10 protein-coding genes are annotated in these 12,225 nt (G+C 68.0%); 2 read left to right on the plus strand and 8 right to left on the minus strand.

Features of this window, described 5'->3' with window-relative positions; genetic code table 11:
* Nucleotides 1-271: 271 nt before the first annotated feature.
* The 3 genes from DID99_RS01430 to shiA all read right to left on the minus strand — a co-directional run bounded on the left by DID99_RS01430 (nt 272) and on the right by shiA (nt 3,858).
* Nucleotides 272-643, minus strand: coding sequence for a DUF4440 domain-containing protein (locus tag DID99_RS01430; protein ID WP_124519472.1), 372 nt, complete (start codon nt 641-643; stop codon nt 272-274).
* A gap of 394 nt (nt 644-1,037) precedes the next feature.
* The gene (locus tag DID99_RS01435; RefSeq protein WP_044843107.1) at nt 1,038-2,339 is read right to left on the minus strand and encodes a UDP-N-acetylglucosamine 1-carboxyvinyltransferase; all 1,302 of its coding nucleotides are present in this window, start codon (nt 2,337-2,339) and stop codon (nt 1,038-1,040) included.
* Between the two features lie 211 nt (nt 2,340-2,550).
* Nucleotides 2,551-3,858, minus strand: a complete 1,308-nt coding sequence (shiA, locus tag DID99_RS01440) for a shikimate transporter (RefSeq protein WP_124665904.1) — start codon at nt 3,856-3,858, stop codon at nt 2,551-2,553.
* A 356-nt stretch (nt 3,859-4,214) separates the two neighbouring features.
* On the opposite strand from shiA, the gene DID99_RS01450 reads away from it, so the two are divergent.
* Entirely contained in the window at nt 4,215-5,342 is a 1,128-nt protein-coding gene (locus tag DID99_RS01450) for a 4-hydroxyphenylpyruvate dioxygenase family protein (protein WP_124665905.1), read from the plus strand.
* 71 nt (nt 5,343-5,413) lie between these two features.
* Here the strand turns inward: DID99_RS01450 and DID99_RS01455 are convergent, their stop codons facing one another.
* The 5 genes from DID99_RS01455 to DID99_RS01475 all read right to left on the minus strand — a co-directional run bounded on the left by DID99_RS01455 (nt 5,414) and on the right by DID99_RS01475 (nt 10,752).
* Nucleotides 5,414-6,649: an NADH:flavin oxidoreductase gene (locus tag DID99_RS01455; protein ID WP_124665906.1), complete on the minus strand. Its 1,236-nt coding sequence runs from the start codon at nt 6,647-6,649 to the stop codon at nt 5,414-5,416.
* Between the two features lie 100 nt (nt 6,650-6,749).
* On the minus strand, nt 6,750-8,084 hold the full coding sequence (locus DID99_RS01460) for a type II toxin-antitoxin system HipA family toxin (RefSeq protein ID WP_124665907.1): 1,335 nt from the start codon (nt 8,082-8,084) through the stop codon (nt 6,750-6,752).
* A gap of 2 nt (nt 8,085-8,086) precedes the next feature.
* Nucleotides 8,087-8,509: a helix-turn-helix transcriptional regulator gene (locus DID99_RS01465; RefSeq protein WP_124519468.1), complete on the minus strand. Its 423-nt coding sequence runs from the start codon at nt 8,507-8,509 to the stop codon at nt 8,087-8,089.
* Between the two features lie 183 nt (nt 8,510-8,692).
* Nucleotides 8,693-9,817 carry a bifunctional 3,4-dihydroxy-2-butanone-4-phosphate synthase/GTP cyclohydrolase II gene (ribBA, locus tag DID99_RS01470; protein WP_124665908.1) on the minus strand — a complete coding sequence of 375 codons (1,125 nt, stop codon included), beginning with the start codon at nt 9,815-9,817 and terminating at the stop codon, nt 8,693-8,695.
* Nucleotides 9,814-10,752 carry an alpha/beta hydrolase gene (locus DID99_RS01475; RefSeq protein ID WP_124665909.1) on the minus strand — a complete coding sequence of 313 codons (939 nt, stop codon included), beginning with the start codon at nt 10,750-10,752 and terminating at the stop codon, nt 9,814-9,816. The genes ribBA and DID99_RS01475 overlap by 4 nt, the downstream gene beginning before the upstream one ends.
* 281 nt (nt 10,753-11,033) lie before the next feature.
* Between DID99_RS01475 and DID99_RS01480 the strand changes: the two genes are divergently transcribed.
* Entirely contained in the window at nt 11,034-12,224 is a 1,191-nt protein-coding gene (locus DID99_RS01480; protein WP_044843154.1) for a helix-turn-helix transcriptional regulator, read from the plus strand.
* Nucleotide 12,225: the final 1 nt, after the last annotated feature.

Genomic DNA, 12,225 nt, shown 5'->3' on the forward strand with positions numbered 1-12,225 from the left:
GATTATCGCGCGGCGCGGCGGACAATGCGACATGCGGCCAGCCGGCGCTATCCGTTCGGCCGGCTGTGCGGCCTTGCAGCCCGTGCATCGTGGCAACGGCCTCGATCGAGGGCTGCGAGTACCTGTACACCGAAGATATGCATGACGGCTTGCGGGTGGAGGGTGATCCAGTATTGCGGAATCCGTTTGTCTGAGCGCCGGCGGTTTCGGGCACGCGCTCGTCCGGCGTTCTGGTCGCGACGGGCGGTCAGGCAGCGCGAGGTTCTCGGGCTCACGTGTGTTCGTGACAAAGCGCGGCAATCCGCCATCGGGTGTCGCTCACGCACCACAGCTCCAGAAAATCGAAGCGAGAATCCATCGTTCCGTCGTGCCAGACGAATCCAGTTCCGGATATCGTCGCCCATTGCGCGTGCTCGGCGATCTGTATCGCGTCATCCCGGTATGCAACACGACGTGTGACCGTCGCCCGTTCGGCCGACAGGGCGCGCATTCGAGCGAGAAACTGCGCTTTCGGACGAAAGCGATTTTCGTGCTGGATAAAGAAGTGCGGGCTTGCCACGAAATCGAGTTGCTCGACGTCGGCGTGGCGATACGCATCGATCCAGACTTCGCGCATCTGCATCAGTGTGAATCGAGGTTCCATGTCGCTTGCATTCCGGTTGAAGTGCGAGTTGCCGTGTGTGCGGCTATTCGCTTGGGCAGGAACGCAGCCTATGGCTTCGACAGGTGTTTGGGCAATCGGACAGGTCTGAATCTGGCGTTCGGCGAGCGATGCAATGCATTGGCGCCGGCGACATCCAGCTCATGCGCTCGAGCAATCCCGGCCGAGGGGCGTGACCGTAATGGTGTGATCGATGCTGCCACGTCGACGCGAACGACGTCGATGCCGGGACGGGAAATGAGGCGGGAGCATGGCCGATACGCACCCGACGGCGGCCGATGGCTGAAGAGGGGCAGCGGCGCGTCGGCGCCGCCGGTCGAATGCAAAAAGCGGCGGATGCGGCGCGCCTGTTACGCCCGCCGCATCCCGATTGCCATTACTCGCTGCTCGTCCACTCGACGTTCGCACCGACCGAACGCAGGTTTTCGACGAAATGCGGGTGCGCGCGGCGGATCGGCAGCGCGTTCATGATTTCCGAGCGGCCTTCGATGCTCGCGGCCACCATCAGCAGCGCGATCGCGACACGGATGATGTACGGGCTCTCGACGCGCGCCGGCGTCAGTTGCAGGCCGCCGAACGTGATCAGCCGGTGCGGATCGGACAGCAGCACGTGCGCGCCGAATTTCGACAGTTCGCCGGACCAGCCGAGCGCGCCGTCGTAGACCTTGTTCCAGAACATCGCGCTGCCTTCCGCACGCACGCCGAGCGCGATGAAGATCGGCAGCAGGTCGACCGGCAGGTACGGCCACGGAGCGGCTTCGACCTTGGTCAGGATGTTCTGCGTGAACGGCCGGCGCACGCGCAGCGGGCCGTCGCGTTCCGCACGGGACCAGCCGTCGCGGTGCGTGACGGTCACGCCGAACTTCGCGAACGTGCGGTCGATCAGCGGGAAATGCTCCGGCGACGAGTTGCGCACCGTGATGTCGCCGCCGGTGATCGCGCCCAGCGCGAGGAACGTCGCGATTTCGTGGAAATCCTCGGCAAAGCGGAATTCGCCGCCGCCGAGCTTGCCGCCGCCCGTCACGCACAGGCGCGACGTGCCGATGCCTTCGATCGCGACGCCGATCATCGCGAGGAACTGGCAGAACTCCTGCACGTGCGGCTCGGACGCCGCATTCATCAGCGTGGAGGTGCCGCCGGCGGCCGTCGCGCACAGCGCGAAGTTTTCGGTGGTCGTCACCGATGCGTAGTCGAGCCAGTGATCGTTGGCCGTCAGCGGGCCGTCGGCACGGACGATCAGCGAATCGGGCGTGCGCTGGATGTGCGCGCCGAAGCGCTCGAACACTTCGACGTGCGGATCGATTTCGCGCACGCCGAGCGTGCAGCCCTTCACGTCGTTCTCGAGGCGCGCGACGCCGAAGCGTGCGAGCAGCGGCGGAATCAGCATGATCGACGAGCGCATCGCCTCGGGCAGGCGGTGAACGGCCGGGTCGAACGTCGTGTTGCGATGGTGGAGTTCGAGAATGCCGGTCGTGAAGTCGACCGACACGTCGCTGCCGAGCGTGCGGAAGATGTCGAGGATCTTGCGCACGTCGGTGATGTCCGGCACGCCGACGAGGCGCAGCGGCTGATCGGTCAACAGGGTGGCGCACAGGATCGGCAGGACGGCGTTCTTGTTCGCGGACGGCTTGATGTCCCCGCGCAGCGGAGTGCCGCCGTGGACGATGAGATTCGACATGATATGGGGGCGTATCTGTGACTGACGTAGGCCCATATGATGCCATTGGTCGGCGGGTGACGTGGAATGTTCAGAGGGCAAAAAGGGCTTCTGCGCGCGGGATTGACCGTGTTTGACGTTGGGCGAGGGCCGGGCCCGTCCGGCTCGCCGGGGATAGTAGCCGGTGTGAAAATGGCCGGCGCGTATTGCGGCCGGCCCTCCGGTCATCTCCTCACTCCGCCGCCCGCATCCGCGCGGCGACCACCAGCGAGATCAGGCAACCCACCGCGAGATAGCCGGCGACCAGGTGCCACGAACCGCCGGCCAGGCTGACCAGCGCCACCGCGATGAACGGCGTGAACCCGCCGCCGACGACGCTCGCGAACTGATAACCGACGCCCGCGCCGCTGTAGCGGTATTCCGCACCGAACAACTCGGTGAAGAGCGGCTGCTGGACGCTCACGATCATGTCGTGCGCGGCATTGGCCAGCAGGATCGAGAAGACCACGATCCACGCGATCGAGCGCGATTCCAGCGCGACGAAGAACGGCACCGCCGACGCGAGGCCGATCAGCGCGCCGATCAGGTAGATGCGGCGCAGGCCGAAGCGGTCCGCCAGCCATGCGAAGCACGGGATCGTCACGCAGCTGACCGCGCCGACCAGCAGGCCGATGTTCAGGAACAGGTCGCGCGACATGCCGAGGTTCGACGTCGAATAGCTGAGCGCGAACGCGGTGACGATATACATCGTGAACAGTTCGGCGAGCCGCAGCGCGACGATCAGCAGGAACGCCTTCGGATGGCGCGTCAGCGCCTCCAGCACCGGCAGGCGCAGCTTGCGATTGCCGTGCTCGACCTTCTCGACGAATTCCTGCGACTCGTCCATGCTCTTGCGGACCCACAGCCCGATCAGCACCAGCACGATGCTGAATACGAACGGCAGGCGCCAGCCCCACGACTTGAACGCGGCCTCGCCGAGCGTATGGCTCAGGATCGACACGATCCCCGTGGCCAGCACGAGCCCGACGCCGTAGCCGACCTGCACGCCGCTGCTGTAGAACGCCTTTTTCTGCTTCGGTGCGCTCTCGACGGCCATCAGCGCCGCGCCGCCCCATTCGCCACCGACCGCGAAGCCCTGGATCGCACGCATCAGCACCAGCAGCACGGGCGCCCACCAGCCGATCGTCGCGAAGCTCGGCAGCAGGCCGATCGCGACGGTCGACAGCCCCATCAGCATCACGGTCAGCACGAGCATCCGCTTGCGGCCGAGCCGGTCGCCGTAATGGCCGAACACGACGCCGCCGAGCGGCCGGAACAGGAAGCCGACGCCGAAGGTCGCGAACGCCGCGAGCGTGCCCATGGTCGGGCTGACCTTCGGAAAGAATTCGGAATTGAAGACGAGTGCGGCGACGATCCCGTACAGCAGGAAGTCGTACCAGTCGACGACGGCACCGACGAAGCTGCCGATCGCGGCCTTGCGGGCCTGGCTGCGCGCGCGGGTGCCGGCGGCGGCGTCGAGGGTGTCGAAGGTTGGGGTCATGGCGAAGTCTCCTGGCATGGCGCATCGTGGAATCGTGGCGGCGCCGCGTCCGATGCTGCATTGAAGTCGATGGGTGGACGGAGAATAGGGCGCGCGCCGCGCGACGGCAATTGGCCGATTGGACAAAATGCGCGATTATCGCTCTTTTATGTGCGATTATCGAACGAATCCCGGGTTTGCACTAGGCGAGGCATTCGTATCCCGTTCGGCCAGGGTGTGCCGGCGTGAACGATCTGGTTAAAATCGGGACCATCAAAACCCTGCCCGAATCGGGCGGACACCCGGCCACCCCATCGGCCGGGCATGCCGCACGCGCCGGGCGTCATCCCCATCGACCGCATACCCCGGAGACTGTAATGCCCGGCAATTCCCACCCCCTGTCCAGCGATACGCCGCCCGTTGCCGATCCGGCCGCCAATCCGCTCGGGATGGCCGGACTCGAATTCGTCGAGTTCGCGGCGCCGGTGCCGGACGCGCTCGCGCAACGCTTCGAGCAGCTCGGATTCAAGGCGATCGCGCGCCATGTCAGCAAGAACGTCACGCTGTACCGGCAAGGGCAGATGCAGTTCCTGATCAACGCCGAGCCCGATTCGTTCGCTGCGCGCTATGCAGAGGAATACGGGATGGGCGTGTGCGCGATCGGGCTGCGCGTGGCCAGCGCACGGCGCGCGTTCGAGCGTGCGATCGAGCTCGGCGCGTGGGCGTTCGAGGGCGAGCGGATCGGGGTCGGCGAGCTGAAGATTCCGGCAATCCAGGGGATCGGCGATTCGCACCTTTATTTCGTCGACCGCTGGCGTGGGCGGGACGGCCAGCGCGGCGGCGTCGGCGACATCTCGATCTTCGACATCGATTTCCGGCCGATCGACATCGCGACCGCGCATACCGATCTCGATTGCGCGGGCACGGGCCTGCAGCAGGTCGACCATTTCACGCAGACGGTCGGCGCGGGGCGCATGCGCGAGTGGCTCGACTTCTATCACGACCTGCTGCACTTCCGCGAAATCCATGAAATCGACGCGCACTGGCATGTGTCGGAAGAGTCGCGCGTGATGGTGTCGCCGTGCGGCGCGGTGCGGATTCCGGTCTACGAGGAAGGCACGCGCCGCACCGAGCTGATGCACGCGTATTTGCCGGACCATCCGGGCGAAGGCGTCCAGCACGTTGCGCTGGCGACCGACGACATCCTGGCGAGCGTCGATGCGCTGCGCGCGAACGGCGTCGAATTCATCGAACCGCCGGCGCGCTATTACGACGAAGTCGATGCGCGGCTGCCGGGGCACGGCGTCGATCTCGACGCGCTGCGCCGCCGCGCGGTGCTGGTCGACGGCGAAATCGGCAACGACGGCGTGCCGCGCCTGTTCTTCCAGACCTTCGTCAAGCGCCGGCCCGGCGAGATCTTCTTCGAGATCGTGCAGCGGCAGGGGCACCACGGATTCGGGGAAGGAAACCTCGCGGCGCTGGCCCGCGCCCGCGACGCCGGGTGAGCGGCAGAGGGCGTCGTCGCGGTAGTGGCCACGGCCGCGAGTGCGACTGAGAAATCAGCGACCGCGTAACGTCACACGCCCGCGGCCGGCACACGGTTCGGCGCCGGATCGTTCGGCGCCTTGAGCGCGCATGCGGTACCGCCCGGCGTGTACATCGACACGACGCAGCGATTGCATGACGTGCAGCCCGATTGCGCGATGCGGCCGTCGCGCAGTTCGTTCACGAAACCCGGCTCGAACACGAGCGCGCGGGCGAGCGCCACCGCGTCGAATCCTTCGCGCATCGCCAGCGCGACGTTCTCGCGCGAGCGCACGCCGCCGAGATAGGCGAGCGGCATCCGGACGGCCGCTCGCACCTGCCGCGAATGCTCGAGGAAATACATCTCCCGAAACGCGCCCATCTTCGGCTCGGTGAGCTTCTGCAGCGCCATCGCGGTGCGCACGATCGCGTTGTCGGCGTTCGCGCGCGCCTCGCCGGGCAGCGGGCTGCCGAACAGCTGCCACACCGACTCGACGTTCATCCCGCCGCTCAGCACCAGCAAGTGCGCGCCCTCGGCCTCGAGCCGCCGTGCGATCTCGGATGCGTCGTCGGGCGTTCCGCCGCCACGCACGCCTTCGGTCACGCCGATCTTGCAGACCACGGCGAGATCGCGGCCGACCGCATCGAGCACGCGGCGCAGCACCTCGACGGGGAACGTCGCGCGACGCGCCGCATCGCCGCCGTATGCGTCGCGGCGACGGTTGTACAGCGGCGACAGGAACTGGCTCAGCAGATAACCGTGACCCATATGGATCTCGACCGCGTCGAAGCCCGCGTCGCGCGCGTGGCGCGCCGCGCGTGCGAATTCGTCGGCGATGACGGTCATCTGGTCGCGCGTCATCGCCTGCTTCAGGAGGCGGCCGCTCATCACGCCGACCTTGTTGAACCCGCCCGACGCACTCAACGGACGTTTGGTCGACAGCGACGGCAGGAACGTGAAGCAGCCGCCGTGGGTGATCTGCGCGGACGCCGCCGCGCCGTGGCGATGCACCGCGTCGGTCAGCGCGCGGAATTGCCGGACCGTGGGCGCATCGAGCCGCGCCTGGTCGACGAACGTGCGGCCGTCGTCGCTGACCGCGCAGTACGCGACCGTCGTCAGCGCGGCGCCGCCCGCGGCGATGCGTTCATGAAACCCGACGAGCGCACGCGACGGCACGCCGTTCGGCGTCATCCCTTCGTTGGTCGCGGATTTGATCAGGCGGTTGCGCAGCGTCAGCGGGCCGATCTGCAGCGGGCTGAACGCAGTATCGAGGGCGGCAGGTTCCATGTCGGGCGTGCGTCGGAATGGGGATGGCGACCATTGTGCGGAGCCGACGCCGGATCGCATCGTCCACGTGGATGATCCGCCGCCCGGGCGCCCGCACCGCCTAGTCGGCCGCGCCCAGCTTGCGCGCCTGGCGGCGCATCCCGTCGAAGATCGCATCGGCCACGTCTGACGGGAAATCCGCCGGAATGCGCGACGCGACGCCGGCGATTACCGGTTCGGTGCGTGCCGCCACATCGGCCATGGCCGCGCGTACGACGTCTTCGGTCAGACCGACACGCGCGCCTTGCGCGATCCAGTGACGCGGCTGGATGTCGCCGATCACGTAATGGCGATTCTTCCCGCACACGGCCATCGCGAGCCGGGCGCGCCGCGGCGGCAGCTGGTTGCGGCGCGTGCCGATGATCGGATGCGCGGACAGCACGTCGTACAGCGGCGTGCTGCGATACGTGTTGCCGGGCAGGTGCGCGATGCTGAAATTCTTCGCGTGGCCGTCGATGGCCGCGAGCACCCAGAACACGAACTGCGTGACGAAGAAGTTCGTCCGGTCCCGCGCGGCCTCGGCGGAATTCGCGAGGATGCCCATGATCGTCGCGATGCCGGGGCCGCCGTCGGATTCGTATTTGGCGCCCGACGGCGTGCCGGTCGCCTGGCACATGTCCTCCTGCGGCAGCCGCAGGATCCAGGTGCCGTCGCGGGACGGACGGCGGTCGAAACGCTCGACGATCAGCGCCTTCTGGTCGTCGAACCGGCCGATGTCGCACGTGGCGACCGGCAGGCCGTACGCGGCGACGATCTTCGAACACAGCCATTCGTTCTCGACCGACGTGCGCATGTCGGCCTGCATGTTCCCGACGCGCCCCAGCGGCAGCTTGAAGATATGCGTGGTCGGCGTGCTGCCCGCCGGCAGCAGCCAGCGATCACCGTCGCGCAATAACGCGGTTTTTTCCTGCGCGCCGGCGATCGACAGGCGCAGCTCGCCGTCCGGCTCCGCGTGGCCGGGCAGCGGCGCGGCGGTCGCGTGGCGCAGCACGTCGGCCACGGCCGTATCGTCGAGCGCGGTGCCGTCGATCGATTCGAGGTCGACCGGTGCTTCGTCCGGGGGCAACAACTGCAGCGCCCCGACGCAATCGCGGCCGATCGACGCGAGCAGTTCGAACGGCGCCGTCGACCCGAGCCGGTAGCGCTGCGCGATGCGGCGGCGGATCGGCTGGCTGTCCGGCAGCAGGTTGTCGAAGTAGTCGGCGACGATCGCGCCCTGGTGCGGCTGATTGCCCGGCGTGAACGGCAGCGACAGCGACAGCGGACGGCCTTGCGGATCGTCGACCCACGCCGGCAGGTAGACGAGGCGCTCGACGCCGCGCCGGACTTCCCAGTAGCCGACCGGGATGCCGTTCATCCACAGATCGAGGCGGTCGTGGCGGGGGCGGCGGGCCATCGTCACCAGTCCTCCCGTGTGGTGCCCCGAGGCTTGCCGGGCGTGGCGGCGGCGGGCCGTTTCCGCGTGGCGGCGGATGGGGCCTTCGCAGCGGCCGGCGGGCGAGCCGGCAGCTCGGACGAACCGGGCGAACCGGACGAGCGACCGCGCGCGGCCGGCGTGCGCTTGGGCGCCGGCGCGGTGCCAGCTGGCGCCGCTGCGTCGTCCGGCGTGCCCGGCTCGAGCGCCAGGCGAACGCCGAGCACGTTCAGCACCTTGAAAAGACGTTCGATACTGACCGTGGACGGATTGGCTTCGAGCTGCGCGTACGACTGTTGCGTCACGCCGAGGCGGGCAGCGAGCTGCGCCTGCGTGAACCCCGCCGACTTCCGGAAGCCGACGAGGATCGGGCGCAACTGGCTCAAGGTCTGGACAGGGAATGCCATGGGCTCTCCGCGCAATGACAGGCGATCGTTTGTAATCGAAAAATACAGTCTATGGTATGTATCGTCAAAATACAAACCCGAGACTGTATTTCATAAAAACAAACGATAGCCTGTCAAGCGGAAACCCGTGGGGCGGCGCCAGGACGCGCGGCACGCGCCTGTCAGCCCGTCAGCCCGGCATCATCACGCCGCCCGCAGCGGGCTCGCATCGGCGGCGCCCGCGCTTTCCGGATCGTCGTTGCCGAGCGGGATGAACGCCATGATTTCCAGGTCGTGCCCCGACAGCGCCGGCAGCCGGAACGGACTCGACAGCACGTTCAGCCGCCGCACGCCGAGCTCACGCAGGATCTGCGAGCCGATTCCCGTCACGCGGCCGTCACGGCGTGCGTGGCCGGCCGGCGTTCGCATCGCGTCGCCGCGCATGTCGCAGTCGAGCAGCACCGCGACGCCGCAACCGGCCGCGTCGATCCGCTGCAGCGCCGCGTGCAGCGGCCACGAATGCGCGGACGGTTCCGCGTCGAGCAGGTCGAGCAGCGAATGGCATTCGTGCACGCGCGTCAGCACGGGTGTCGACGGATCGGGCTCGCCGCGCACCAGCGCAAGATGCGGCGCACCGTGCACGGTGTCGCGATACTCGATCGCGCGGAACCGGCCCCACGGCGTATGCAGCGGCCGTTCGCCGACACGTTCGACGAGCGACTCGTGCTCGCGGCGGTAATGGATCAGGTCCGCGATCGTGCCGATCTTCAGCCCGTGATGCGCGGCGAACGTCCGCAGCTCGGGCAGCCGCGCCATCGTGCCGTCGTCGTTCATCACCTCGCAGATCACCGACGCGGGCGTGAGCCCGGCGAGCGCCGCGAGATCGCAGCCGGCCTCCGTGTGTCCCGCGCGCACCAGCACGCCGCCCGGGCGCGCGGCGATCGGAAACACGTGGCCGGGCTGCACGAGATCGTCGGGACGCGCGCCCGCGCGCACCGCCGCGCGGATCGTTCGCGCGCGATCGGCTGCCGAAATGCCGGTCGTCACGCCTTCGGCCGCCTCGATGCTCACGGTGAACGCGGTACCGAACGGCGTGCCGTTGCGATCGGCCATCGGCGGCAGACGCAGTTGCTCGCAGCGCTCCGCGGTCAGCGTCAGGCAGATCAGCCCGCGCCCGAAGCGCGCCATGAAGTTGATCGCGTCGGGCGTCACGTGATCGGCCGCGATCACGAGGTCGCCTTCGTTTTCGCGGTCCTCCTCGTCGACGAGCAGGACCATCCGCCCCGCACGCAGCTCGTCGACGATTTCCGGCGTACTGGCGAGCGTCATTGCGCCTCCGTCGCGTCGAAGGCGCGGCGCAGCGCGTCGGCGCCGAAGGTCAGCACGCGATCGGCCGCGTCGATTGCGCCGAGCATGCTCGCGAAGCCGTGCAGTTGGCCCGGCCAGCGCACGAGCGAGACCGGCGTGCCGGCCTGCGCGAGACGCAGTGCGTACGCTTCGGCCTCGTCGCGCAACGGATCGAATTCCGCGCTGACGATGGTGGCCGGCGCCGCGCCCGACAGGTCCGCCACGCCGAGCGGGCTCGCGAGCGGCGATGCGCGGTCGGCGCCGTCGTCGAAATACTGGCGCTTGAACCAGCGCATCGCGTCCGCCGTCAGGAAATAGCCTTCGCCAAGCGATTCGTACGACGGATGCTCGGTCGCGCAATCGACGACCGGATACAGCAGCAACTGGTGTGCGATCGCGATGCCCGAGCCGCGCAACTGCAGCGCGGCGACCGCGGCCAGGTTGCCGCCCGCGCTGTCGCCGGCCACGGCGATCGCCCCGGCGCGCGCACCGAGATCACGCGCACCGGCGGCGGCCCAGCGCACCGCGTCGCAAGCGTCCTGCGCGGCTGCCGGGAAGCGCGCTTCGGGCGCGAGCCGGTAATCGACCGACAGCACGAGCGTGCGCGCCCGCCTGGCAAGACTGCGGCACAGGTTCGCGTGCGAATCGATTCCGCACGCGACGAAGCCGCCACCGTGGAAAAACACGGTCAGCGGCAACGGCCCGTCGGCATCGGGCCGATACAGTCGTGCGGATAACTGACGACCCGGCGCCGGGATCTGCCAGTCCTCTTCGGCGGCAATCGCGTCGCCGGGCGCGAACGCGCTGCCTCCGGCGAGGCTCGCACGGTACGCGGGCACGGTCAGTCGATCGAAATCGATCGCGGGCACTTGGGCGAGCGCGGCGAGCAGCGCCTGCGCCTGAGGGTCGAGCGGCATTGGAACTCCTGTCTGAATCGGATGCGGTCTGAATCAGGTAAACCCGCATCGCGGTTTTCCCTGAGCCCGCGCCGGATGCTTGCCGGCACGGCCTGACGGGCATTCCAGCGCAGCGGGCAGGGCGCCACATCATCCGATTGGACGATGGTTCGCACGTCCGGATGGCCAAAGCTCACCATTCAGTGAATGTCCCGATGACGCCGGAATTAAGACACGTCTTAATCATGGCGGCGCGGATGAATCGCACCGAACACAAGTTGCATGGAGGATGGAGCGTGCTGATGGAGACGAGATGGGCCCCCCAAGAGAGCCAGTCAACGAGCGAGGAGGCCGACATCGGCGTCGCTGATTTCAGCGAGCTGATGGCGCGCATCTACCAGGGGCCGATGGAAACGCCGCCGTGGGCCGGCGCGCTCGAGATGGTTCGCCGGCTGCTGCAGGCCAGCTACGTGACGCTGATCCTGCGCGCGGCCGCGAGCGACCGTCGCGCGCCGCTGTCCGTGCATGCATCGGAGTTCGGCCCGGTCGTGCCGGGGGACGGCGAGGCGTCGTACAACAATTACTACTATTCGCTCGACCCGTTCGTCGGCCTGCCGGCCGATCGCGTGGTCACGGTCGACGACGTGTTCGGCGATACGGGCTGGCTGTCGAGCGAACTGTACAAGCAGTTCCTGAAGCCGCAGGACGTGCGCTACATCCTCGGCGCGGACCTGCGCACGCCTTCGGGCGTCGAGTGCCGGTTCCGCGTGTGCCGCAATCATGCGTCGAAGCAGTTCTCCGCGCGCGACAAGGCGATCTGCGCGCTGCTGCTGCCGCACCTGAAGCGGGCGGTCGAACTGCATTCGCGGCTCGACACGGCCGAGGTCGAGCGGTCGATCTATGCCAACGCGATCAACCGGATGCAGATCGGCACGATCACGCTCGACGAGAACGGCACGATCATCGACATGAACGGCGTCGCCGACGAGATCCTGAAGCAGAACAACGGTCTGACGATTGCGCGCGGCACGATCGAGGCGACCGATGCGCAGGAGAACCGCACGCTCAAGCGGCTGATCCGCCACGCGGTGATGGGGCACCACGGCACGGCCGCGGCGATCGTCGAGGCGATGCCGATCACGCGCGGCTTCGACAAGCCGCGCCTCGGGCTGCTGGTGCGCACCGTGCTGCTGTCCGACTGGTCGGAGGACAACAAGCGCCGGCCGGCCGTCACGCTGTTCCTGCGCGACCCCGACCGCAAGCCGCAAGGCGCGCAGGAAATCATCCGCAAGCTGTTCGACCTGACACCCGCCGAGACGTCGCTCGCGCTGCTGCTGACGAACGGGCTGACGCTCGAGGAGGCGGCGGAGGAATCGGGGATCAGCAAGAACACGGCGCGCACGCACCTGCGCGCGATCTTCTCGAAGACGGGCGTGACGCGCCAGGCGACACTCGTGCGAATCCTGCTCGGGAGCGTGGTGCCGCTGGGATAAG

The organism is Burkholderia sp. Bp8986, from assembly GCF_003854225.1.
GTDB lineage: Bacteria > Pseudomonadota > Gammaproteobacteria > Burkholderiales > Burkholderiaceae > Burkholderia.

Excerpts from the sequence above, each read along its gene's own strand:
- DID99_RS01430 (WP_124519472.1), bottom strand. The coding sequence starts at position 643 with ATGGAACCTCGATTCACACTGATGCAGATGCGCGAAGTCTGGATCGAT.
- DID99_RS01435 (WP_044843107.1), bottom strand. The coding sequence starts at position 2,339 with ATGTCGAATCTCATCGTCCACGGCGGCACTCCGCTGCGCGGGGACATC.
- shiA (WP_124665904.1), bottom strand. The coding sequence starts at position 3,858 with ATGACCCCAACCTTCGACACCCTCGACGCCGCCGCCGGCACCCGCGCG.
- DID99_RS01450 (WP_124665905.1), top strand. The coding sequence starts at position 4,215 with ATGCCCGGCAATTCCCACCCCCTGTCCAGCGATACGCCGCCCGTTGCC.
- DID99_RS01455 (WP_124665906.1), bottom strand. The coding sequence starts at position 6,649 with ATGGAACCTGCCGCCCTCGATACTGCGTTCAGCCCGCTGCAGATCGGC.
- DID99_RS01460 (WP_124665907.1), bottom strand. The coding sequence starts at position 8,084 with ATGGCCCGCCGCCCCCGCCACGACCGCCTCGATCTGTGGATGAACGGC.
- DID99_RS01465 (WP_124519468.1), bottom strand. The coding sequence starts at position 8,509 with ATGGCATTCCCTGTCCAGACCTTGAGCCAGTTGCGCCCGATCCTCGTC.
- ribBA (WP_124665908.1), bottom strand. The coding sequence starts at position 9,817 with ATGACGCTCGCCAGTACGCCGGAAATCGTCGACGAGCTGCGTGCGGGG.
- DID99_RS01475 (WP_124665909.1), bottom strand. The coding sequence starts at position 10,752 with ATGCCGCTCGACCCTCAGGCGCAGGCGCTGCTCGCCGCGCTCGCCCAA.
- DID99_RS01480 (WP_044843154.1), top strand. The coding sequence starts at position 11,034 with ATGGAGACGAGATGGGCCCCCCAAGAGAGCCAGTCAACGAGCGAGGAG.